Annotated in this window: 16 protein-coding genes, 1 pseudogene and 1 other annotated feature; of the genes and pseudogenes, 2 read left to right on the top strand and 15 right to left on the bottom strand. The window is 67.3% G+C overall.

The window, feature by feature from the left end:
• From FZ938_RS16445 to FZ938_RS30585, 6 genes are all read right to left on the bottom strand, one after another.
• On the bottom strand, window positions 1-408 hold the full coding sequence (locus FZ938_RS16445; RefSeq protein ID WP_149199560.1) for a hypothetical protein: 408 nt from the start codon (window positions 406-408) through the stop codon (window positions 1-3).
• A gap of 14 nt (window positions 409-422) precedes the next feature.
• A complete protein-coding gene (locus tag FZ938_RS16440) occupies window positions 423-3,506 on the bottom strand; it encodes an ABC transporter substrate-binding protein (RefSeq protein ID WP_149199559.1) in 3,084 nt (1,027 codons plus the stop codon).
• Window positions 3,507-3,552: 46 nt separating this feature from the next.
• The gene (locus FZ938_RS16435; protein WP_149199558.1) at window positions 3,553-4,923 is read right to left on the bottom strand and encodes an HlyD family type I secretion periplasmic adaptor subunit; all 1,371 of its coding nucleotides are present in this window, start codon (window positions 4,921-4,923) and stop codon (window positions 3,553-3,555) included.
• Complete coding sequence (locus FZ938_RS16430) at window positions 4,920-6,602, bottom strand: ATP-binding cassette domain-containing protein (protein ID WP_149199557.1); 1,683 nt, start codon at window positions 6,600-6,602, stop codon at window positions 4,920-4,922. Before FZ938_RS16430 ends, FZ938_RS16435 begins: the two co-directional genes overlap by 4 nt.
• On the bottom strand, window positions 6,599-7,936 hold the full coding sequence (locus FZ938_RS16425; RefSeq protein ID WP_246458123.1) for a TolC family protein: 1,338 nt from the start codon (window positions 7,934-7,936) through the stop codon (window positions 6,599-6,601). Before FZ938_RS16425 ends, FZ938_RS16430 begins: the two co-directional genes overlap by 4 nt.
• 222 nt (window positions 7,937-8,158) lie before the next feature.
• Window positions 8,159-14,128, bottom strand: coding sequence for a beta strand repeat-containing protein (locus tag FZ938_RS30585; protein ID WP_188093915.1), 5,970 nt, complete (start codon window positions 14,126-14,128; stop codon window positions 8,159-8,161).
• 394 nt (window positions 14,129-14,522) lie between these two features.
• Between FZ938_RS30585 and FZ938_RS30580 the strand changes: the two genes are divergently transcribed.
• Both FZ938_RS30580 and FZ938_RS16410 read left to right on the top strand, forming a co-directional pair.
• Complete coding sequence (locus FZ938_RS30580) at window positions 14,523-14,789, top strand: hypothetical protein (protein ID WP_174757478.1); 267 nt, start codon at window positions 14,523-14,525, stop codon at window positions 14,787-14,789.
• Between the two features lie 50 nt (window positions 14,790-14,839).
• Window positions 14,840-15,609: pseudogene (locus tag FZ938_RS16410) on the top strand (transposase).
• Window positions 15,124-15,240: a sequence feature (AL1L pseudoknot), on the top strand. Its footprint overlaps the pseudogene before it by 117 nt.
• A gap of 93 nt (window positions 15,610-15,702) precedes the next feature.
• Here FZ938_RS16410 and FZ938_RS30840 read toward each other — a convergent pair.
• The 9 genes from FZ938_RS30840 to acsA form a co-directional block, all read right to left on the bottom strand.
• On the bottom strand, window positions 15,703-16,056 hold the full coding sequence (locus FZ938_RS30840; RefSeq protein WP_211101079.1) for a hypothetical protein: 354 nt from the start codon (window positions 16,054-16,056) through the stop codon (window positions 15,703-15,705).
• 54 nt (window positions 16,057-16,110) lie between these two features.
• The gene (locus FZ938_RS30835) at window positions 16,111-16,830 is read right to left on the bottom strand and encodes an alpha-amylase family protein (RefSeq protein WP_211101078.1); all 720 of its coding nucleotides are present in this window, start codon (window positions 16,828-16,830) and stop codon (window positions 16,111-16,113) included.
• Window positions 16,831-16,953: 123 nt separating this feature from the next.
• Window positions 16,954-17,169, bottom strand: coding sequence for an alpha-amylase family glycosyl hydrolase (locus FZ938_RS31555; RefSeq protein WP_211101077.1), 216 nt, complete (start codon window positions 17,167-17,169; stop codon window positions 16,954-16,956).
• 94 nt (window positions 17,170-17,263) lie between these two features.
• Complete coding sequence (locus tag FZ938_RS31550; RefSeq protein ID WP_211101076.1) at window positions 17,264-17,782, bottom strand: early set domain-containing protein; 519 nt, start codon at window positions 17,780-17,782, stop codon at window positions 17,264-17,266.
• A 19-nt stretch (window positions 17,783-17,801) separates the two neighbouring features.
• A complete protein-coding gene (locus FZ938_RS16400) occupies window positions 17,802-18,071 on the bottom strand; it encodes an acyl carrier protein (RefSeq protein ID WP_149199556.1) in 270 nt (89 codons plus the stop codon).
• Window positions 18,068-19,237 (bottom strand): dihydrolipoamide acetyltransferase family protein, encoded by a 1,170-nt coding sequence (locus tag FZ938_RS16395; RefSeq protein ID WP_149199555.1) that lies wholly within the window; start codon window positions 19,235-19,237, stop codon window positions 18,068-18,070. Before FZ938_RS16395 ends, FZ938_RS16400 begins: the two co-directional genes overlap by 4 nt.
• Window positions 19,237-20,247: an alpha-ketoacid dehydrogenase subunit beta gene (locus FZ938_RS16390; protein ID WP_211101075.1), complete on the bottom strand. Its 1,011-nt coding sequence runs from the start codon at window positions 20,245-20,247 to the stop codon at window positions 19,237-19,239. The genes FZ938_RS16395 and FZ938_RS16390 overlap by 1 nt, the downstream gene beginning before the upstream one ends.
• Window positions 20,244-21,251, bottom strand: coding sequence for a pyruvate dehydrogenase (acetyl-transferring) E1 component subunit alpha (gene pdhA, locus FZ938_RS16385; RefSeq protein ID WP_149199554.1), 1,008 nt, complete (start codon window positions 21,249-21,251; stop codon window positions 20,244-20,246). Before pdhA ends, FZ938_RS16390 begins: the two co-directional genes overlap by 4 nt.
• On the bottom strand, window positions 21,248-23,005 hold the full coding sequence (gene acsA / locus FZ938_RS16380; protein WP_149199553.1) for an acetate--CoA ligase: 1,758 nt from the start codon (window positions 23,003-23,005) through the stop codon (window positions 21,248-21,250). The genes pdhA and acsA overlap by 4 nt, the downstream gene beginning before the upstream one ends.
• Window positions 23,006-23,069: the final 64 nt, after the last annotated feature.

The following is a 23,069-nucleotide window of genomic DNA, read 5'->3' as shown; positions in this document are numbered from 1 at the left end:
TCAGCCCCCCGTCGCCGCGGATGCGGCCCCCGCCTGACCGGCGCAGACATAGCCGGCCGGCGTGTGGCGATACCAGTTGCCGGCGGATACGGCGCAGGGGGCAAGCACCCGGTCGTTCCGCTGGGGTACGGCCGGTTCCTCCGCCGGAATTGCCGCAGCGCCGGCTGTATCCCTGCCGGCCGTCGGCCGGTTGGTGATGGCGAAGGACTCCTCGTCGTCCTCGACGATCATCACGTAGCGGGTGCGCTTGGACGGATAACGGATGCCGACGTCATAGTCGCCGTCGGCCACCCGCTCCAGGATTGCGGCGGATTTTTCGCCGCCGAGCGGGGCACAGCCCGCCCCGACAAGCAGGACCGGCAGCAGTGTCGCCGCGGCGAGCCGGCGGCAGGAGAAGGGGCGTGTCATCGGAAATTTCCTGCTCATGCCGGTATGGCCGTGACGGCGCCGGTGGCGGTGCCGATTGCAGCACCCGCCTCCATCAGGTCGGGCGGGGTCGGGTCGATGCCGGCGTCGGCCAGCGTGCGATAGACGGACCGCCAGACCAGTTCCGGCACGGCGAAGCTGGCGTCGTGGTCCTTGACCCAGAAGAACAGGTTGTATTTGCACAGCCACTGGCCGTTGACGGCACGGAAGCCGTCATAGCGGACGAAAGGCAGGCCGCCGGTCGCGCTGGGCATTACCCGATCGGCGGCGCGCAGCGCACCGGTCAGCAGGCCGCCCATCCGTCCAGGGTCGTGGCGCGCGTCGGCGAAATATTCCAGCTTCATCGAGACGCGTTCGACCGCGCTGAAATTGACGACGGTGGCCTCCGACACCTTGGCGTTGGGCATGGCGACGATGAAGCCGGCGACGTTGCGCACCCGCACCGTCCGCCATGTCATGTCCACCACGACGCCGCGAACGATGTCGGTGATCTGGATGCTGTCGCCGATCTGGAACGGTCGTTCGATGTTGAGGACGATGCCGGAGAAGACGTTGGCGATGTTCGCCTGGATGGCGAGGCCGACGACCATGCCGACGAGGCCGGAGGCGGCCAGCAGGCTGGTGATCGGCTGCTTCAGCACGAAGGCGATGATGCCGCAGCCGGCGAAGCCGAAGACGATCAGGGTGGAGAAGCGGCGGACGATTGCCGGGATCCGGCGCTGGGTGCGGATCTCCAGCGGGGTCCAGACGAAGCGTTCCAGCGTGCGGTCGACCAGGATCGCCGGCACGATCCACCACAATACGTTGACGCCGTTCACCACCATGGCAATGCCGCTGGCCGGCAGCGTCGCCACCGCCTGATCCAGCGCGATGTTGCCGGCCGACATCAGCAGAAGCGGCCAGGACAGGATACGCATGAACAGGGTCTGGATCTTCCAGAACTGGCCGCGGTCGCGTCGGTCCATGAAGGCGGCGAACACCGCCAGAACGGCGCTGAAGATGGCGATGTAGACGAAGAAGTCGCGATGGATGAAGTCGCGCGCCGCCGGGGCGTCCGGCGTCGCGACCACGCCGAAATCGACGCGGGAGAAGTCCGGCTGCGGTCGGCCGAAGCCGACATAGTTGGGGTCGCCCTCGCTGCTCACGCTGGTGACGTCCTGGGAAATCCAGGCGCGCGCCAGCCGCCAGCCGGGCGAGGGGGCGAGCACCCGCCGGGCGCGCAACTGGTCGAGCAGAGTGGAGCTTTCGCTTTCGCCCTCCAGCGCCCGGCGGAAGCGGTCGGCGAGGCTGAGGTCGGCGGCCGAGGCGGTTTCCGCCGCCGCCATCGCCTTCAGCTTCTCCACGAAATCGTTGGTGTTCACCAGCGACATGCCCAGCACGTCGGAGACGAACATCACGGTATTGCGGTTCTGGGTCCGGTGGCGGAAGCTGACGCCGACCGAATGGCTGCCGTAAGGCGGCCGCTGGTCGGAGAAGTCGAGTGCAAAGCGCCCCTCGATCCGGTAGGCGACGTAGGTGGTGACCTCGCCGCGCTCCTCGCGGTAGGGTTTGCCGAGTTCCACCGGCTTGACCGCATTGGTGAAGACGACGTCGGTCGGGTTGAACGTGCCGCGGTAGCGGAACCAGATGGTCAGGTTCAGCGTCGCTTCGTTGGCATCGGGATTGAGGTCGCGGATCTCGTGCAGTTGGACGCCGGTGTAGATGACGTCCGTCTTGTACATGAAGCGGTCGTTGACGTAGAGCGCCCGCCCCCGCTGCACCTCCTCCAGGAAGTTGGAGACGCCGGCCTCGCGGATCGGCTGCAATTGGGTCAGCGCCGCCACCGGGTTCAGGCCGTTGTAGGTCGCCATCATCACCGGCAGCGTCGCCTGCCCGCGGGCATCGAAGGTCCAGGCGCCGGCATTGGCCTGGAAGGCGTTTTCGGTCCGGTCATGGCCGGCGATGGCGAGGCGCAGCGCGTCGCCGCCCGGCTTGCCGGCGCTGGCGGGGGAGGCTGCGATGGCGCCGGCGATCAGGTCGACGCCGTCCGCCCCCAGCGCCGCCGCCCAATCGGGCACGGCGTTGAAGCGTTTGACGTACTGGCCGTAAAAGCGCTGCGCCCGCTCGCTCGCCGTGTCGAACAGCACGGGCGACGCGACCAGCAGGCTATGGCCGTAGGCCTCCGGCGTCAGCGCCTTGGGGTTGCCCTGCGTCTGGGCGACGATTTCGGTGCGGAAGGCCGCCGTCGCCATTTCGGAACCGCCGGCGATCAGGTTGCGCACGCCGGCATCGCGCAACGCGACCACCACGCGGGCGCTGTCCACCGCCGACCCGATGACGACGATGGCGCCGGTCGGCATCTTCTCCTTCACCGCCTGGGCGAGCGCCGGCAGGGCGCCGGCTCCACCGCGTCCGGGGGTGTAGGTCCACTGGTTGACCAGCTTGGTGCCGAAGCGCTGGAGGATGGTATCGAACTGACCGGCCAGGGAGGCCGCCTGCTCGCTGTCATCGCGAATGATGGCGACCATCGGTTCGCCCACCACATTGCGGACATAGTTGGCGAGGAAGCGGGTCTCGTGCGTGCGGTCGAAGGCGATGCTGAACAGCCATGGGCTGGGTGCTGCATCCGCCGGGCGGACCAGCGGGCGCGGGGCGATCAGCGGGATCTTCCTCTGCGCATAGATGGCGGTGGCGCTGTCCGTAGCCTCCGGTGTGTGGCCGATCACCGCGACGATGTCGGGATCGTTGGCGATGCGTCGGGCGATCTCCAGCGACTTGCCCTTGTCGCCCTCGTCGTCGAATGGCCTGATTTCCACCGGCCGTCCGCCGATGCCGCCGGCCGCGTTGATGGTGTCGGCGCGCAGGGCCGCACCCTTGCGCAGCGCCAGCCCCAGTGCGGCATCCGGTCCGCTCAGCGGTCCGACGACGGCGAGCGCCAGCGGCTCCCCGGTCCGCCCGCCGAGGAAGCCGGCGCGCACCACCAGCGACACCACCACGGTGACCAGCATCGCCGCCGCCAGGATCAGGGCGAAGCGTGCCTTCTTGGTCATGTGCGACCAGCGCAGCGGCGGCCGGGAACGGGGCTGGAGCGAACTCAGCATCGGGTGATCCTCGGGAGAGGGAAAAATCGAGCCGCGCGGACCATCCTCACCGCTCCTGCATCGCGTGCTGGAGGCCGTTGAGGACCGGCGAGAAGACGTAGTCGAGGATCGTACGGCGCCCGGTCAGGATGCTGCAGGTCACCCGCACGCCGGGGAACAGCTCGTAGGTCTTGCCGCCATAGTCGAAGCGGGTCACCGGCAGCTCGACGCGCACCTTGTAGTAGGACTGCTTGTTGGCATCGAGCAGGGTGTCCGGGCTGATCGTGCGCACCCGGCCCTCGATATGGCCGAAGCGGGAGGCGTCGCTGCCGGCGAGCGTCACCACCACCGGCTGGTCGGCGCGGACATAGCCGATGTCCTGCACCGGCAGGCGGGCGTCCACAACCAGATTGCCGTCGCGCGGCACCAGTTCCACAACGGTTTCGCCGGCCTTGACCACGGCGCCCTTGGTGGAGACGGCCAGCGTCTTTACGATCCCGTCCATCGGCGCGCGCATGCTGGACCGGTCGAGGCTGTCCTGGTAACGGGTCAACCGTTGCGACAGTTCGCTGTGGTTGCGCCGCGCCTCGTCGAGCGCGTTGCGGCCCTCTTCCTCGTACTTGCGTCCGATCCACACCAACTTGCTGCGGGCCTCGGCCAGAGCCGCTTCGGCCTGGGCCAGCGTTGCGCGGTCCTCGGCGATGGAACCGGTGATGCGGGCATCGTCGCGCAGCAGTTCCAGATGCTTCATGCGGTTGGTGATCTCGCGCTTCAGCAGGCTTTCGCTGATGGACAGCTGCTCGCGGATCAGTCCCTGCGCCACCTGTGAGCCGGCGATGCGGGCGCGGATGGCAGCCATCTGCTGTTCGCGCTGGACGATGTCCTGGCGCTGGATGTCGAGGTCGGAGGCCAACCGGTCGCGCCGGGCGCGGAACAGGTCCCGGGTCTGCGCCACCAGATCCGGCCGCTCGCGGCTCAGCCTGTCGGGAAAGTCGATGCTGTCGCGGCGCGCGACCTCAGCCTCCAGCCGGGCGATGTCGGCGGAGAGCGAGCCGAGGCGCAGGCGCAATTCCTCAAGGTCGGCGCGGGTCTTCGTCTGGTCCAACTCGACCAGAACCTGCCCGGCCTTCACCGAATCGCCTTCCTGCACCAGAATGTCGCGGACGATGCCGCCTTCGAAATGTTGGACCGACTGGTTGTAGGCCAGCGGCACCACGTCGCCGGGAGCGCTGCTTGAGACGTTCAGCTCGGCGACCGACGCCCAGCCCACTGCGGCCAGGAAGGCGGCGATGCCGACGGCGAACAACCCGTCGCCGAAGCGGCCCTCGGTCTCGGGCGCAGTGGCGGCGGTGAAGGGCAGCGCCGGTGCCGTCGCGCCCGCCAGGGGAAGGGCAGGCCCGGCGGCCGGCTTGCGGGTCAGCAGGGGAAGCGGCTTCACGACGCCACCATCGCGGCCGTGTCGGGGATCATCGCCGTGTCCTGCGGCCGGTCGAGGTCGAGCACCAGCGAGGCTCCCTGGAGGATGCGCGGATCGTGCGAGGCGATGACGACGGTGTGGCCGACCCGCGCCAGCTCGATCAGCGTGCGGTAGACGACGGCGGTTCCTTCGGCATCCAGTCCGTCGGTCGGCTCGTCCAGCAGGATCAGCCGTCCGCCGACCGCGAGTGCGCGGGCGAGCGCCAGCCGGCGCCGATGGCCGACCGGCAGTTCCTGGCCGAAATTGCGCAACGGCGTGTCCAACCCCTGGGCGCAGTCGGCTACAGCGCGGTCGGCGCCGGCACGGTGAAGAACGGCCTGCAACTCCGTCTCCGACAGGCGCGGATTGGCCAGCAGCAGGTTCTCCCGGATGGTCCGGTTGAGGAAGACGGGCTCTTGCGGCAGATAGCCGATCTGCTGACGCCACCAGAGCGGGGCGAATTTGCGAATGTCGACGCCGTCGGCCAGCACGGCCCCCTCCTGCGGATCACCGAGTCCGGCGATCAGGCGGATCAGCGTGGACTTTCCCGACCCGTTCCGGCCCTTCAACACCAGGATGTTGCCGGCGGGAACCGACAGCGACAGCCGGCGCAGCAGCGGGGTGACGGCGCCCGCCGGGGTGTAGGTCAGGTCGCGAAGCTCCAGCGTCCCGCCATAGCGGGGCAGGCTGGTGCCGGTCGGCGGCTCCACCGCCGTGCGGGCAAACTGCTCCAGGCGGAGTTGCGCCTGCCGCGCCATCGCCAGCGATTCGCCGATCTGCGCCAGCCGGGTGAAGGGAGCCAGCGCCCGGCCGACCAGCAGGTTGATGCCGATCAGCGAGCCGACATCCAGTTCGCCACGGACCACCAGGACGGCACCGGTGGCGATGACCGCCACACCCTGGAGCGCCTGGAGGCTCTGCGCCATCGATTGTGCGCGCCCCTGGCGTATCGACATCCGCTCGCGCATCGTCCGAAGCACCTTCGCCGCCCGCTGCCACTCGCTCAGCAGTGGCTTCGCGCCGCCGAACAGCGCGACCGCGTCGCGGCCGACGATGGCGGAGGTGACGAGACCCTGCGCGTAGGCGCCGGCCTGGGCCAGGTCGCGGCCGACCGCCCGCATGTCCGCCTGAGCCAACAGGCCGGCGGTGATGGACAGCAGAGTGAAGAGGACGCAGATCGCCGCCAGCGGCAAGGAGACCAACGCCACCACGACGATGAATCCCAGTGCGAACGGCAAATCGAACAGGGTCGCCAGATTGGCGGACCCCAATGCCGCGTCGATCTGTTCGGGCGCCCGCATCGCCTCGCGGCGGGCAGCGTCGCCTTCCGCCGAACCGGCGCCGCTGCGTGCGGTCAGCAGGATGCCGAAGGCGCCTGTCGCCAGTCGTTCATGCTCGACGCGGCCGATGTGGCCGGCGATGCCCAGCCGGACATGGCGGAATAGATGTTCGAAGGCGATTGACAGCACGACGCCGACGGTCAGCGCCACGAGTGTGGAATCGACGCCGTGCGTCACATACCGGTTCAGCACCAGCATGGTGTAGAAGGAGGAGGCGAGGCCGAGCAGGTTCGCCGCAAGCGAAGCCGCGAAGACTCGGGTCGTCAGCCGCGGATTTGCGCGAAGCCGCAGAAGCAGCAAGCCGATGGCGCCGCCGGTCATTGCTGGTCTCCCTTTCCGCGCTTGCGCTTCGAATCCCGGTTGGCGGGAGGCGCCGGTTCCTGTTTGCCAGGGCCGTCGAAAAGACCGCGCCCCATCGCCGCCAGCTTCGGCATCGGTTTGGTCTGGATGTCGGCGGCACTGAGCCGGCCCATGGCGGCCAGCAGGCGGTAGCCGGCGAGAACCAGTTCCGTCTCGGCGGCGGCGGCGTCGCTGCGGGCGTTGATCAGCGTCGTCTCGCCCGACAGGATGTCGATCAGCGAACGGGACCCCAGTTCGCGCTCCGCCCGCGCCACGTCGAGGAAGCCGGCGGCGAGGCTCGCCTGATCGTTCAGCAGCTTCACTTGCGACCGGGCGCTTTCCAGCCGGTTCCAGCTGTTGCGGACGGTCTCCAGCACCGTGCGTTCCTGATCGGCCCAGGTGGCGTCGGCGGCGCGCAGGTCGGCCTCGGCGAGGCGGACGCTGTTGATCGCGGTCAGGCCGGTGTTCAGCGAGAAGGTGACCTGCAGCTTGAACAGCAACTCGTTCTGCCGTCCGGGCTGGCCGGCGACGTCGCGCTTGACGTTGCGCTCGACATAGCCTTCCACCCGGGGATAGAGGCTGCGGCCGCGCACCGAGGTCACGGCTTCCTCGGCCGCGGCGGTGGTCAGGGCCAGTTCCTGCAGGCGCGGATTGTGGCGGCGTGCCTCCTCCACCGCCGCGTTCATCGACGGGGGCAGGGCGGCCTTGGTCATCGCCAGAACTTCGGCGCCGTCCAGCCGGAAGGACACATGGCCGAAATAGGCCTGGAAGCGGCTCAGCGCGGTCTGCATCGCCTCTTCGGCCGCGACGCGGCGGGCCTGGGCGCCGGCAAGCTGGCTCTTGGCCTGAAGGACGTCGGTGGAAAAGCCGTAACCCTCCTGAAGGCGGACTTCCTCAAGGCCGGTCTGGCGGCGGATGTTGTCTTCCGACTGCCGGGCGAAGGTGAGCAGCCGGTGGGCGCGGACGAGGCTGGCGTAGGCGGACAGGCCTTCCACCAGCAGTTCCTGGCGGGTTCGCTCCACCGCGATGTCGGCGCGGACGACCGAGACCTGCGCCCGCCGGATGTCGGCATTGGTCGCGTCGAAGTCCCAGATCAGCTGGGTCGCGCGTATTGAAAGCTGGCCGGCGTTCATGTCGGTGTTGGGAAGGCCCGCCGGCTTTTCGGTGGTTTCGCGTCCGCCGTTGGCCGACAGGCTGAGGGTCGGATACCAGCCGCCATGGCTGATCCGCAGACCATTGCGGGCGGAGTCGGCCGCCGCCGCCGCCCCTCTCAGACGGTCATGCGTTTCCGTCGCCTTGGCAATCAGCGAGATCACGTCGTCGCGCGGAGACGCAACCGAAGATTGTGGTGCTCCGCCAAGAAGCGTAAGCCAGGCCGTGGCGTAAAAGAAAAATTTGCGCATGAGGGTCCTGAGAAACGCTGTCGGCTGAAGCTTTGCGGTTTACTGCACTGGCGAATATAGCTGACCGAACTCGTCGGAAATTAAGACAAAACAGTGTTCAATTGCTTAATAAATCCTCTAAATTCGTCAGAACTATTAGGATCCGTTTATATGATGCACGTTTGATGTATCGCTGTTTTGTGGATGCTGTTGATCGGGAGCGTGTGCCTCCGGACTCCATGCGAGGAAATGAGAAAAATCCGATTGCGTCACAACCTCCGCGTCGGTGGGCAGGCCAAGGCCGGACGCCAGAAGACTGGTGAAGTTGGTCCCCGGCACCGCATTGTCGGCAGCATTGGCCGGGGCGAACGCTGTCGGCTGGATCTGGACCTGTGCCGTGGTGGCAGCCTTCACGTCGAACGCGACGCCGGCCACCATGTGGGTGCCGCCGTCAGCCATCGTCATGCTGGTGGTGCCCAGGATCCGGCTGCCGGCGAGGGTCGCGTCACTTGGCGTCGAGGTGGCGGCGATGGAGCGGATGCCCGCTTCGGAGAGGCTCCGCAGTTCATCGGCTTGGCTTCTTCCGTCGCCGTTGCCGTCCTGCCAGACCTTCAGCGTGGCGAAGGTCTCGTCGGTGGCGTCAAGGCGGCCGTCATGATTGCGGTCTAGGGATGCCAGCGCCTCCAGGCTGCTGTTGAAGCCGGTGCCGAACTGTTCTGATACCAGTTCGTGCGCGTCGTCGATTCGGCCGTTTCCGTTGCTGTCCTGTACGAGCAGGGCGTTGCCGGCCCCGATCCAGCCGGTGCTGTCGGCGACGCCGTCGCCGGTCACATCGAAATGGATGCCGTCGGACTGCGGACGCAGGGCCAGCCCCTGTCCGGTCATGTCCAGCACGATGGGATCGCTGGCGACGGTGGTGAGCTTGATGTTGTCGACGCGCAGGGTCGGGTTGACGCTGTTGTCGCCGGTGTCGGAGGTGCCGAAGCCCAGCGACAGGGTGCTGTTTGCCGAAACCACCACGCTGAAACTGCCACTGGCGCTCGCCTCCTTCGCCAGGAGAGTCACCACGCCGTTGACACTGACGAAGGCGAAGTCGTGATAGGACGCGTTGTCGGTGAAGGTGAAGGACCAGTCGAAGGTCAGCGTCGTGTCCTGCGTCACCGTCACGGTCGTGCCGAGTTTCATCGCATGGCCATAGGACGGCACAGTTCCGGTCGCGGTGGCGATGGAGCCGTGGGGCAGGCCGAGGAAGTCCTCCAACTGGGTCGGCGTCTGGCCGCTCGCCGAGGTGATGGTGCCCTCGTGACCGTCCCCGGCCGAACCGATGCTGGTGCCGCCGGTGTAGGTCCAGCCGCTTAGCCCATTGTCGAAGGAGCCGTTCGGGATCAGCACGCCGGGGTGCAGTGTCACACTGTCGGTGGTGGTGGAGAAGGCGCTGCCGGCGCTGGTGTCCATCGCCACCTTGGTGCCAGCGGTTCCGCTGGTCTGGTCCCAGGCATGGATGGTCAAAGCACCGCTGACGGTGGCGGGCACCGACGCGTTGGGCTGGAAATAGAGCCGGTCGGACGAATGCAGCAGCAGGGCGGAGTCGCTGTCGTTGACCGTGCCGACCAGGGTCCAGGTCGTGCCGCCATCGGTCGAGAACCACCAGTGCCCATAGCTCTCGTTGGTGCCGACCAGGGCGATGCCGGTCACGGAACCCGCATCGCTGTCGGTGACATTGGCCGGTCCGGCGCCATTCAGGCCGACCAGCGTCGAAACGGCGAACCCTGCGGTGCCTGCGGTGGGCGGCGCCAGCGCCTCCGACGCGACGGAAAGGGAGAGATTGGTGTCGATCAGAACCGGGGAGGCATTGGGCGGCACCACCGTGACGGCAACGGATGCGTCGGCGGTCAGCGGTCCGCCCGCCCCACCGCCGCCCTGGTCATCCACCTGCATATGGATGCTGTCGGCGCCGGTGTAGGAGCTTGCGGTGTAGAGAAGCCCATTGGTGGCGCCCAGCAGACTGTTGATCGTGGCAAGCGTCGCCCGGACGGTGACGGTGTCGGTGCCGTTGCCGGTGATGACGGCATCCAGCCCATCATTCGCCAGGGTCAGGGTTCCGTGTCCGGCGGACAGGGTGACCAGCATCGGCGTCGAACCGGCGTCGATGTCCGACACCGACAGCCCCGTGACCGCGACGGCCACACCCTTCACCGTCGACAGCGACGGTGTGCCGGCGGTGACCTGCGGCGCGTCGTTGACCGGCGTGACGCTTCCGGTAAGGGCGATGGTTTCGGCACTGTAGACCGTGCTGTCGCCGACGCCCTGCGTCAGGTCGGCATGGCTTCCGGTCAGGGAGGCGCCGCCGCCCTCCTCGATCAGCCGGACCGTCAGCGCCGGGGTGGTGCCGTTCCAGTCGGCAGCCGGCACGAAACGCAGGCGATCGCCGGCGGCAATCACCAATGCCGATCCTTCCGACACCGCCCCTACGGCCGCCCAGGCGGTGCCGGTCCAATATTGCCAGGCGCCTTGCGCGGTGGTTGCGTCGTTGCCGACGATGGCGATCCCGGCAAATCCGTTGGCCGACGATCCCCCGGCCACGGCGTCGGCGGCGTCGGAGAAGAGGCTGCCGAACAGGCTGGTGACGGTCGCCCCGGCCGGATCGGCGGTGTCCTCCGCGATGTCCGGCAGGGTCGTGGCGGTGCCGGTGGCGACGGGAGCGTCGTTGACGGCATCGACGGTGCCGGTCAGCGCGATGGTGCCGGAACTGAAACGGCTGGTCCCACCGCCGGTGGTCTCGGTGACACGCTCGCCGCTGGCGAAGGCGCCAAGCGAATCATCCACCATCCTTACGGTCAGGGCCGGCGTCGTGCCGTTCCAGTCGGCGGCAGGCAGGAAGCGCAGAGTGGTGCCGGCCGCCAGCAGCAGTCCGTTGCTGCCGCTCGCCGCGCCGATGTCGGTCCAGGCGGTTCCGGTCCAGTACTGCCAAGATCCCTGGGCAGCGGTTGCGGCGTTGCCGATCACCAGCACCCCGGCGAAGGCGTTCGCCGTCGATCCGCCGGCCACCGCGTCCGTCGGGTCGGAGAACAGGCTGCCGAACAGGGCGGAGACGGTCGTGCCGGAAGGGTTGGCTGTATCCTCCGCGATATGCGCCAACATCGCTGTCGTGCCGGTGGCGACCGGGGCGTCGTTGACGGCGGTCACATGGCTGTCGAGCAGGATGGCGGACACGCTGTAGGGCGTCGTTCCGCCGACGCCGAGGGTCTTCAGGTCGACACGGCCGCCGCTGAGGATGGCACCCTGGGAATCGTCGACCAGACGCACCATCAGGCTGGGTGGCTGGCCGTTCCAGTTGGCGACGGGGAGGAAGCGCAGCATCGTGTCGGCGGACAGCAGCAGCGCATTGCCGTCCGACGCCGCGCCGACCGCGACCCAGCTGCCACCGTCCCAATATTGCCACTCGCCCTGGGCGGCATCGCCGGGATTGGCGATAACGGCCACACCGGCGAAGCCGTCGCCGGCGGCACCGAAGACCGCATCGCTCGGATCGGAAAACAGCTTGCCGAACAGCGAGAGAACGCTGGAGCCGGCCGGGCTGGCGCTGTCCTCCGCCACGGCGTCCAAAACCACTTGAACGCCTGTTGCCACCGGGGCGCCGTTGACGGGGGTGATCTCCAGGGAAAGCTGTGCGACCTCCGACGACAGGGGTGTCGTGCCCCCCGTACCGGCAATCGCAAACAAGCGGTGTTCGGCGCCGCTGAAGCCGCTGGTCCATTCATCTCCCACCGCCCGAAGGTCCAAGGCGGGAGCTTGTCCGGAGGCGCCTGCCGCGGGCAGGAAACGCAGAAGGGCATTGCCCGGCAGCACGAGTGCCGCCGTTTCGGCAACCGAACCCACAGCCAGCCAGTCGCTGCCATCGACGCTGTACTGCCAGACGCCGAGCGCCGAGCCACTGTTGCCCACGATGGCGACGCCGACCACGCTGCCGTCGGTTTCGCCGGGGCGGAACATCGATTCGATCAGATGGAAGACGGTGAACCCGGCGGGAGCGGTCGTTCCCTCGGCCATCGCCAGCGCCTTCGCCAGGGCCTTTGCGTCGAAGGACGACGATAGGGTAGGCGCGACGGCGTGATGTTCTGGCGAAAGGCTGGGGGTGGAGGGAAGCGTCGGCGTGTTGCCGGGCGAACCGGTGCCGGTTGTGTTGGATGACGAGGTCTCGAGCGCCTGGACCGCCGCCTGGACTGTCCGCTGCTGGCTTTGCGCGGCAACGGCGAAGGCGTCGGCGGTGGTCAGTGCCTTGGTCACCGACGGAGATGAGGCCGCCGGCCGTGCCTCCGGGGACGTGGTGGCGTGGGTGGGCGTATCGTTCGCGGTTCCCTTGTCCGCCACGCCGGCCTGATCGAAGCCGATGGTCTTGAGCGCGGCCTCGCTCAACGTTGCCTGCTTCGCCGCCGGGGGAGAGGAGGTGTCCGGAGCCGGAGAGGCCCCATCGGCGGACGCATCGGCCGCAAGTTTGTCGCCTGCGTCCTCTTTGGCATCACCCTTGCTTTCGCCCTTGTCGTCGGCCTTGCCGTCTTTTTCCGCTTCCCCGTCTTGCTTGCCGTCTTTCGCCGGGGCGTCCGCCACCTGCTCAGCGGCCTTGCCGTCTGCGCTTTTGCTGTGCTGAGCGGTGTCCTCGGCCGTCTTCTTGCCCTCGCCGGGCTCTTTGGCAGCGGCGGCCTTGTCCGGGTTGGCGAGGTCGGACATAGCCTTGTCCTGCGGAGACACCGGGACTTCGCTGGCCTGGGAGTTCTGCTGGACGGTATCGGCAGCCAGACGGGCCGCCGCCAGGGCCTGCCCGGCGGTCCGCCCTTCCGCCAAGGCCTGTCCCAGTGCCGCACCGAATGCGGTTCCGCTTCCGCCCAGGGCCTGGACGGCTTGCTGGACATCGTGTCCGCTGGCGAGCGCCGTGACGAGCGGGTCGGCCTTGACGCCTTTCATCGTCTCCGCAGACAGGGCGGACAGGGCGACGATGTCCTGCCGTGCCACGCCCAGTGCCCCGGCCGGCTCATGGCCGGCGGATAGCGCGCCTTCCAGAGCCTGACCGAACCCGCCGGATGCCTTCGCGTCGATACCGGCGGCCATGGCGAAGATTTTCACGGTCTCGGCCACGTCGCGGCCGGACGCAAGCGACGCCACCAGCGCGTCGGTCGGCTTCGCCGGTACGACGGCGGCATTCTGGCTGGCCGCCATGTCCGATTGCGCCCTGACCGACACACCGAGCGCCGCATCGGGCGCCCCACCCCGGGCCAGTGCATCATTCAGGACGCTGGCAAAGGCCGGGCTGCCCAGCGCATTGCGCGCCTCCGCGCCTCCGGACGCCAGCGTGGCGAGCATATGGTTTCCGTCGGACTGCGCAACTGAGGCGGCGTGGGCCAATACCTTGCTGCTGGCGCTCAGATCCTGGGCAGCGGCGACCGCTGCGTCGGACTCCGCACCACTGGACAGCGCCTGTTCGAGTGTATCGGCGAAGTGGCTGTTCTGATCGCTTCCCAATGCCTTGACGGCCTCCTGCACGCCCGCGCCCGAGGCCAGCGCGGCGGTCAGTTGATCCACCGGAGAAAGCGGAGGTGCTGAAGGAGGCGTCTGGGCCGCCGGCGCGCTCAGGGACAGTGCCAGCGCGGCAATCGGGTCCGCCGCCCCCGCGGGCCGGGCGAGCGAGTCCATTACGCCGTTGAACAGGGCGGCGGACAAGTCGGCTGCCGAGCCCGGGACGGACAGTGATTGCGCGTCCACTCCCTGTCCTTGGGCCAATGCCGTCGCCATCCGCTGCTCGCCGGTCAGGGATGCCGCATCCTGCATCGCCTGAGCCATGCGTGCGGCGGCACCGGCAGCGATTCGGTTCGCCTGGAGGATGGCGGCATCAGGCGTGGCATGGGCGCCCAGTCCATCGGCGAAATCATGCATCCAGCCTTCCGCAAGCGTGCCCGCGGCATTTCCAGGCAAGCCTTGGCTGTTCAAGGCTTCTGCCATCTTCTCCTGCACAGCCAGCAGCGCATTCCGATTTCCGCTCAGAAGCACCTCCGCCGCTTCCGAAGCGAGCGCCTCAGGGATGTTCATGAGCTGTGCGGAACTGGTGTCGGCCTTCTGAGGGTCTGTCATCATGGCCCTTTCGCCGGGGCAGAAGTTGCTAGTAGCAACCGGCAATGACACTCTGATTTGCTGAAGAAAATCTGAATGCCGTTAAATATATGGGTGGGTCAGTCAGCATTTAAGCGATAAATCCCTATTCTGAATAGGCTCTTTATTTCAGAGAACGTTGATATTAAAGACCTGAGGGTCGGCTTGGAGTAATGCCGAAGCAAGGCAAGCCGGTATATCGCTATATTCCTCGGCCTCATATTTTCCGAAGCTCGGATTCTGAGAATTGGCAAACGCGATTCTCGGTGGTTGCGGGCGCGCGCAACCACCGAAAGTTGACAGTCCGCCTCTAAAGACGCGGGCTGTCGGCGTTTCGGGTCCGCCTGGCGCACACCTCCGGGATTGCCAGCAAGTCGCCATGAAGCTGCGTCTCCAGCCCGGCGCCCGAGGGGCAGGGGGACAGCACGACGCGGTCGACCATGGACCGGATTATCTCCATTACGGCCATCCCCTAGTCGCCGTCGCCGAGCACGGACTCGAGTTCCGCGATCTTCCGGTCGGTTCCAGCGAGGGCGCGTTCCCGATCCCTGCGCCGGTTCCGGGCCTCGGCCTGATCACGCCGTTGCGTCACGACCATTTCCTCAATAAAGGCAGCGACCACGTCGGCGCCGAGCAGGCGCTCTGAACCGCGCCGGGTTTCCTGGAGGCCCCATCATCTGAAAGAGTTGGGTCATCATGACGAAACAGGCATTACCCAAGTACGCCCCTGAAGTCCGCGAGAGCGCGGTTCGAATGGTGTTCGAGCACGAAGGCGAGCATGCCTCGCAGTGGGCTTCGATCAGCTCAATTGCATCGAAGATCGGCTGCAACCCCGAAACGCTGCGGAACTGGGTCCGGCAGGCCGAACGTGACCAAGGTAGGCGGCCGGGTCCGACGACGGATGAGCAGGAGCAGATCAAAGCGTTGGAGCGTGAGGTGTGGGAACTGCGCCAAGCGAATGAGATCCTTCGCAAAGCGTCGGCGTATTTCGCCCAGGCGGAGCTCGACCGCCCGTTCAAGAAATGATCGCCTTCATCGACGCGCACCGCGCCGTTCACGGGGGCGAGCCGATCTGCCGAGTGCTGCCGATCGCCCCGTCGACTTACCACGCCCATGCCGCCCGGCGGGCCGATCCGTCCAGGGCGCCAGCCCGCTCGCGAAGCGACGCGGAGCTGAGCGTTCGCTAAACGGAGCGCCTCACCGAAGCTGGCGTCGAGCCCTGCGTGGGCAGCGTTGGCGAATCCTACGACAACGCGTTGGCCGAGACCATCGACGGTCTCTACAAGACCGAGGTGATCCGGCGTTGCGGGCCATGGCGCACCGTAGAGGCTATCGAATTCGCCACCCTCGAATGGGTTGACTGGTTCAACCACCGGCGCCTCCTCGAGCCCATCGGCAACATTCCTCCCGCCGAGACCGAAGCGCGCTACGATGCTCAAACCGAGGACGTCGCTATGGCAGCGTGACTCAAGCCAAATGGCCTCCAGGAAACCTGGCGCGGTTCAGTTAAGGCCAATGCACATCCGGGGTGGAGGCTCCCCGGACATCGGTGGAGCGCGTCAGCGCCGGACGAGCACGACGATCGATCGCGCCTCCACCCTATGGCGCCGTTCCCCGATCTGTGCCGCGCCGTCCAGGGAAACGATGTCGTCGGGCCCGTCGCGCGCCGTGTCGATCACCCGGCGCCAGCCCTGTGGCGCGGTATCCTGAATCAGGAACTCCTGCTCCGCCGTCGAGGCATTGATCATGACATAGAGATCGACATCGGCTTGCGTGCTGCCGCGCAGCAGGAAGGCGAGCGTGCCGGTGTCGGCCGAAGGGTCGAGGCTGCCGGTCGTTCCGAACCACGTCACATCCTCGCGCCAGCTGCGGCTGCGGCACAGCGTGGGATGGGCTTTGCGGAACGCGATCATCGCCCGGCAGAAGCGGTGAAAATCGGCGTTGGCCCGCAGCAGATCCCAGTCGAGCTACGTCGTCTCATTGTCCTGGTTGTAGGGGTTGTTATTGCCGCGCTGCGTGTTCAGAAACTCGTCGCCCGCCACGAACATCGGCGTACCGTTCGCCAGCATCAGCAGGCAGAACAGGTTCTTCGCCTGCCGGCGCCGAAGCCTTGCCACTGCCTCGGGCAGAGCCACATTGCCTTCCCAGCCGCAGTTCCAGGATCGGTTGTCGTCACGGCCGTCCCGGTTTCCTTCGCCGTTCGCCTCGTTGTGCTTCCGGTCGTAACTGACCAGATCATACAGGCAGAAGCCGTCGTGGCTGGTCACGAAATTGATGCTCTGATAGGCGTGATAGGCGTCCTCCGGCGTGTCGGGGAAGATGTCGTCGCTGCCGCCGAGCCGGCGGATCAGGCCGGCGGTGACCCCCCGATCCCCACGGACGAAGGATCGGACCTCGTTGCGAAAGGTATCGTTCCATTGCAGCCATGTGGTTCCGGGAAAGGAGCGGCCGAGCTGGTAGCTGACCACGTCCCAGGCCTCGGCGATCATCCGCAGGCGCGCCAGATCGGGGTGCGTCTGGATCGCGCTGATCACCGGCGGCTCGTTGAGATCGATGGAGCCATCATCCCGGCGGGTGAACAGTGAAGCGAGATCGAAGCGGAAGCCGTCGATGCGGAACTGCCGCGCCCAATGATGCAGGCTGTCCATGACCATGCCGGAGACGTAGCGGTTGGCCGTATGCAGCACGTTTCCGGTGCCGCTGTCGTTGCGATAGCGGCGTCGGTCTTCGGCCAGAAGGTAGTAGGTGGTGTTGTCGACGCCGCGAAAGCTGTAGGTGGGGCCGTTCTCGTCGCCTTCGGCCGTATGGTTTTAAACGACGTCGAGGATGACTTCGATGTCTGCAGCGTGCAGCGCCTTGACCAGTGTCCGAAACTCGTCGAGCTGGCCGACCGGCTCTGGGTGGGCTGCGTAGGTGTGATGCAGGGCGAAGAAGTTGAGCGGCATGTACCCCCAGTAATTTCCCTCCTGCGGATCGAACTGGAACACGGGCATCAGTTCGACCGCCGTGACGCCGAGATCCCGCATGTATGGAATTTTGTCGATCAGGCCCGCGAAGGTGCCCCGCCGGTCGGCCGGAACGCCGGAGTTTGCACGTTGGGTGAAGCCGCGGACATGCAGTTCATAGATGATGGTGTCGTGGGTATGGCGCGGAGCATGGTCGCCGGCCCAGTCGAAGCCTGCCCGTTCTAAGCCGGCCCGTTCTAGGCCGTACGTTGCCGTCCGCAGGACGCCGAGGGCGGCAACGTACGGGATTGGGCCCCGGATGACGGGCGGCCTCGCGGCTGAAGCCAGGCGGAATGAAGACCGCCGTCGCATAGGGGTCGAGCAGGGTCTTCTCGTGATCGAACCGCTGCCCCTCGGCCGGGGCGCGCGGTCCGTCGATGCGATAGGCATAGTGGGTAGCGCGGTCGACCGTGGTCGCGGGCAACCGGCAGTGCCAGATGCGGCCACTCTTGTTGCGGCGGGGATCGAAGGACTCGATCGCGATCGGATCAATCGGATTCTGTGCAGAGAAAAGCAACAGGGTGACGGAAGTGGCATGCTTTGAATAAAGAGCGAAGTTGTAGGCATCTTCGTCTGGGATGAAAGAAACTCCAAGCGGCGAGGGTGAGCCTTCGTGTCTTGTCAAATCGTCCATCGGAACATCGCACTCTTCGTCATGCGATCCCGGCTTTTGCCGCAATCGCCGGATCGGCCATGAGGTAAGCGACCGCTCCATCGAGGGTGGTCAGGCGGGGGTAATCGACCTCGGGGATCGCGATGCCCAGCCGGTTGTGCAGGGCCGTCACGAAGTTCAGGTGATCCATGGAGTCGATGTCCAGCGCCTCCCGGAGGTCGGCAGCCGGATCGAGGAGGGCAAGGTCGGCTTCGGGGGCGATGTTGCTCAACTCCTCCAGCACCACGTGTCGCACGTCGTCGGGCGTCATAGCGATTCGGGCTCCTGCAGCAGGCGATCGATTTCGGCAAGGAGAAGGGCGCCGCGGTGGCCGTCGCTGACCCGGTGGTCGGCCGCAAGGGTCGCCGTCATCACGGGGCATGGAACGACTTGGCCATCCACCACCCAAGGCCGCTCGACCGGCTTGCCGAAGCCGACGATGGCGACCTGCGGCGGGTAGATGACACCGAACACCCCCTCTACCCCGCGGTCGCCGAGACTGGTGACGGTGATGGTGGGATCCTGCAGCTCAGAACTGCGCAGCCGCCCGGAGCGTGCCCGGGCGACCAGATCGCGCAGGCAGGCCATCACTTCGTCCACGGCCAACCGGTCGGTGTCGTGGATCGCGGGTGCGACGAGGCCGCCGCCGCGGATCGCCACCGCGGTGCCGATGTGAATGCCCTCGGCCGGCCGGAACGTTCCGTCGATACAGGATCCGTTGAACTCGGGGAGGCGCCGCAAGGCCAGCGCGACGGCTTTCAATTGCAGCGCCGCCAGGAGCAGCCGCTGTTCTGGCGGGCGTTCGGTGTTGTGGGCCGCGAGCCAGGCGTTCGCCTTGGCCAGGGCCACCGTGGTACTCAGGTAGTAGTGAGGGATCTCCTGATTGGAGCGCGCCATGGCCGCAGCGATCGCCCGCCGCATCTGCACCACATCCAGCCCACGCGGCTGCGGGGAGGCGGACGGCATGGCGGCGGCCCGCTCGACGTCGGCCAGAAGCACGGCACCTCCTGGCCCGCTGCCGGTAACCGCCGTCAGGGCGATGCCGCGCTCCGTCGCCAGCCGCCGTGCCGCCGGCGACGCCGGCGGAGGGACGGTTGCCGTCGTGACCGGAGGAGGGGACGGGAGCGGCGCCGGTGCCCGCATGGGCGGGGCAGGGGGCGCCGATGGTTGCGGCTCGGGGCTGGGCAGCACGACGCTCTCCCCGGCTCCGGTGAGCAGGGCAAGCGGTGTGCCGACCGGAACCGAAGTGCCCGGTGTGACGAGGAGGCGTTCGATCACGCCGGCCTCGAAGGTTTCGACCTCGATGGCGCCCTTCTGTGTTTCCACCACGGCGACGATGTCGCCGCGGGCGACGGCATCGCCCGGCTGCTTGAGCCATTCGACCAGAACCCCCGCCTCCATGTCGGCGCCCAGCGAAGGCATGCGGAAAATGCCCATCACGCCCCCATCAGTGCCTTGACCGCCGCCACGATGGCGGCCGGCTGCGGGAGCGCCGCCTGCTCCAGATGCCGGGGGTATGGGATCGGCACCTCGGCCGTGCAGACCCGCGCCACCGGGGCGTCGAGCGACCAGAACGCCCCCTCCATGATGCGGGCGCTGACCTCCGCGGCGAAGCTGCCGGTCCGCCAGCCTTCGTCGACGATGACCGCCCGGCGGGTGCGGGCGACCGAGGCCAGCACGGTTTCGGCATCGAGCGGCCGCAGGCTGCGCAGGTCCACGACCTCTGCCGATATATTGTCCGCCGCCAGCGCTTCCGCTGCGGCGAGTGTCTTGAACAGGCTGCCGCCGTAGGTGATCAGCGTCACGTCCCTGCCGGCCCGGCGGACCGCCGCGCGGTCGATGTCGACCGGCCCGGCCGCGGCATCCAGCGTGCCCTCCATGTTGTAGAGCATCACATGCTCGAACATCACCACCGGGTCGGGGTCTTGGAGTGCAGTCCACAGCATGCCGCGCGCGTCCTCCAGGGTGGCCGGCGCCACCACCCGCAGGCCCGGCACATGGGCGTACCAGCCCTCCAGACTGTGCGAATGCTGCGCCGCGAGCTGCCGTCCCGCCCCGGTCGGAATGCGGAAGACCACCGGCACGCTCACCTGTCCGCCCGACATGTGGCGGAGCGTCGCTGCGTTGTTGACGATCTGATCGAGCGCCAGCAGGCTGAAGTTGACGGTCATGATCTCGACGATCGGACGCATGCCGTTCAGCGCGGCGCCGATGCCGGCGCCGACGAAGGTGGATTCCGACAGCGGCGTATCGCGGATGCGGTCCGGCCCAAATTCGTCGTACAGGCCTTTGCTCACGGCGTAGCATCCGCCGTAACACCCGACATCCTCGCCCATCAGAAAGACCCGCTCGTCTCGCAGCAGCGCATCACGAAGCGCCTCGCGCATGGCGTCACGGTAAGTGATCATACGGCTGGCCGCCGCCACGGTGATGTCCGCATCGATCATGGATGCACCTCGCGGGTATAGACGTCCTTCGCCAGATCCTCGACCGGCTCCCATTTCCCGGCCTCGGCGAATGCGACCGCCGCCTCAATCTCCGCCTCGGTTTCCCGTTCGATGGTGGGGAGATCGGTGTCGTGCAGCATGCCGGCTTCCCGCATCCAGGCGGACAGTCGGGCGACGGGGTCATGGCGCTTCCAATCGTCGACCTCCGCCTTATCGCGGTAGAGTTGGGGGTCGAACATGGAATGGGCGCGGAAGCGGTAGGTCCGGCATTCGAGGAATTGCGGCCCGGCGCCGTCGCGTATCGCGTCGGTCATGCGCCGTGCCGCAGCCTCGACGGCGACGACGTCCATGCCGTCCACGGCCTCCGAAGCGACCTGATAGACGGCGGCCTTGAGGTGCAGGTCGGTCTGTGACTGTGCCCGGTCGAGGCGCGTGCCCATGGCGTAGAGGTTGTTTTCACAGACGAACAGGACCGGCAGTTTCCACAGGGCGGCGAGGTTCAGGCTCTCGTGGAACTCGCCCTCGGCCACGGCGCCGTCGCCGAAGAAGCATGCGGTTACCCGTGGCAGGCCACGCATGCGGTCGGCCAGCGCCATGCCCACCGCCAGGGGCAGCCCACCGGCGACGATTGCGTTGCCGCCGAAAAAGCGGGTGCCGACATCGAACAGGTGCATCGATCCGCCGCGCCCGTGGCTGCATCCTTCGGCCTTCCCGTACATCTCGGCCATGACGGCGGTCATCGGGACACCGCGCAGGATGGCGTGCCCGTGTTCGCGGTAGGTGGCGACGACGGCGTCTTCGGGATGCAGGCACCCCATCACCCCGGCCGCCACCGCCTCCTCGCCGATATAGAGGTGAAGAAACCCGCGGATCTTTTCCTGCTGGTACAGCTCGCCGCACCGTTCCTCAAAGCGGCGAATGCGCACCATCTGCCGCAGCAGGCCAAGCAGATGGTCGCGGGTCAGGCGCGGCTTCGCATGCGGGGGCGGAGACAGGTCGCTCATCGCTCGTCCCTTTCCAGCGTCGACAGATCGCCTTCGGGCAGGCCCAACTCGCGCGCCTTCAACAGACGGCGCATGATCTTGCCGCTGCGCGTGCGTGGCAGGGAGGCCCGGAAATCGATTGCCTTCGGGGCGACCGCCGGACCCAGTTGGGCGCGGCCGTGCCCGAGCAATTCCTTGCGCAGCGCCTCCGACGGTGTCCAGCCCGGCTTGAGCGCAACAAAGGCCTTCACCACCTCGCCGGCGATGGGATCGGGAATGCCGATCACCCCGGCTTCGGCCACGGCGGGATGCTCCATGAGGGCGCTCTCGACCTCGAAGGGGCCGATCAGGTGGCCGGCGGACTTGATCACGTCGTCCGCGCGGCCGACGAACCAGAAATAGCCGTCGGTATCGCGCATGGCGAGGTCGCCGCTCAGGTACCAGCCGTCGGCGAAGCAGCGCCGATAGCGTTCCTCCTCGCCCAGATAGCCGCGGAACATGGAGGGCCAGCCGGGCTGCAGGGCGAGTTCGCCCGCCGTCATCGGCTCTTCCACCGGGTGGACGCGGCCGTCGGCTGTGCGTTCGACGATTGCCGCCTCCACGCCGGGGATCGGGCGACCCATGGACCCCGGCTTCACGTCGGCGGAGGCGTAGTTGGCGATCATGATCCCGCCGGTTTCGGTCTGCCACCAATTGTCGTGGAAGGGGCGGCCGAACGTCTCCTGGGCCCATACCACGGCTTCGGGATTGAGCGGTTCCCCCACGCTCGCCATGAAGCGCACCGACGACAGGTCGTAGCGCCGCGCCACGTCTGCGCCCACCTTCAGCAACATGCGGATGGCGGTGGGGGCGGTGTACCAGATGGTGACGCGCTCTCGCTGGAGGATACCGTACCACCGCTCCGCATCGAACTCGGCCTCGTCCACCAGCAGCGTGGCGCCGATCGTCAGCGGAGCGATGATGCCGTAGGAGGTGCCGGTCACCCAGCCGGGATCGGCGGTGCACCAGAAGACGTCGCCGGGCCGCAGGTCCAGGGCGCAGCGGGCCGTGACATGGTGGGCGACCACGGCCTCGTGCACATGCACGGCTCCCTTTGGACGGCCGGTTGTGCCACTGGTGAAGTGGAGAAGAGCCATGTCGTCCGGTGCCGTTTTCGCACAGGCGAAGTCCGGCGACGCTGCCGGCAGCGCGCGCCGCAGATCCAGGACACCGTCGTCCGGCCCGGCTCCGCCATCGACGAGCAGCACATGTTTCAATCCGGGAAGCTCGTGGCGCCAGGGCTCGATCTTGCGGCGGTAGAGCGCTTCGCTGGTCACCAGCACCCGGCCGTCGCCGAGCGACAGGCGCGTTCTTATGGGCTCCGGGCCGAAGGCGGAGAACAGGGGCGAGAAGACGCAGCCACTCTTCAGCGTGCCGAGGGCGGCGACATACAGGTCGGGCTGACGACCGAGCAGACTGAAGACGCGCTCGCCCTTGCCGATACCCAGCGAGCGCAGGAGACTTGCAAACCGGCTGGAGTGCTCAGCCAGATCGCAATACCGGAACTTACGGGACGTTCCATCCTTGGCCAACCAGCGCAAAGCGATCCGGTCGCCCCGGCCATGCGCAACATGACGGTCGGCGGCCTCGTACGCAATGTTGAGCCCGCCGTCCGGCAGGCCATCCAGATCGGCGCGCGCCCCCGACCAGGTGAAGGCGGCGCGGGCCTGATCGTAATCCGTCAGGACGGCGGTGGCCTTGTCGTCAGGTCGTTTGCGAATGGTCTCCCAGGGCATGGGTGCACCTCATCCTGAACGTACCGCCCGGCGAGCAGGTGCTGATGATGGCGGTATCGCGCAG

This window comes from Azospirillum oryzae, assembly GCF_008364795.1.
In the GTDB taxonomy this organism is placed as follows: Bacteria; Pseudomonadota; Alphaproteobacteria; order Azospirillales; family Azospirillaceae; genus Azospirillum; species Azospirillum oryzae.
The sequence above is the reverse complement of the archived record's forward strand: the minus strand, read 5'-3'. Positions and strand labels throughout refer to the sequence as shown.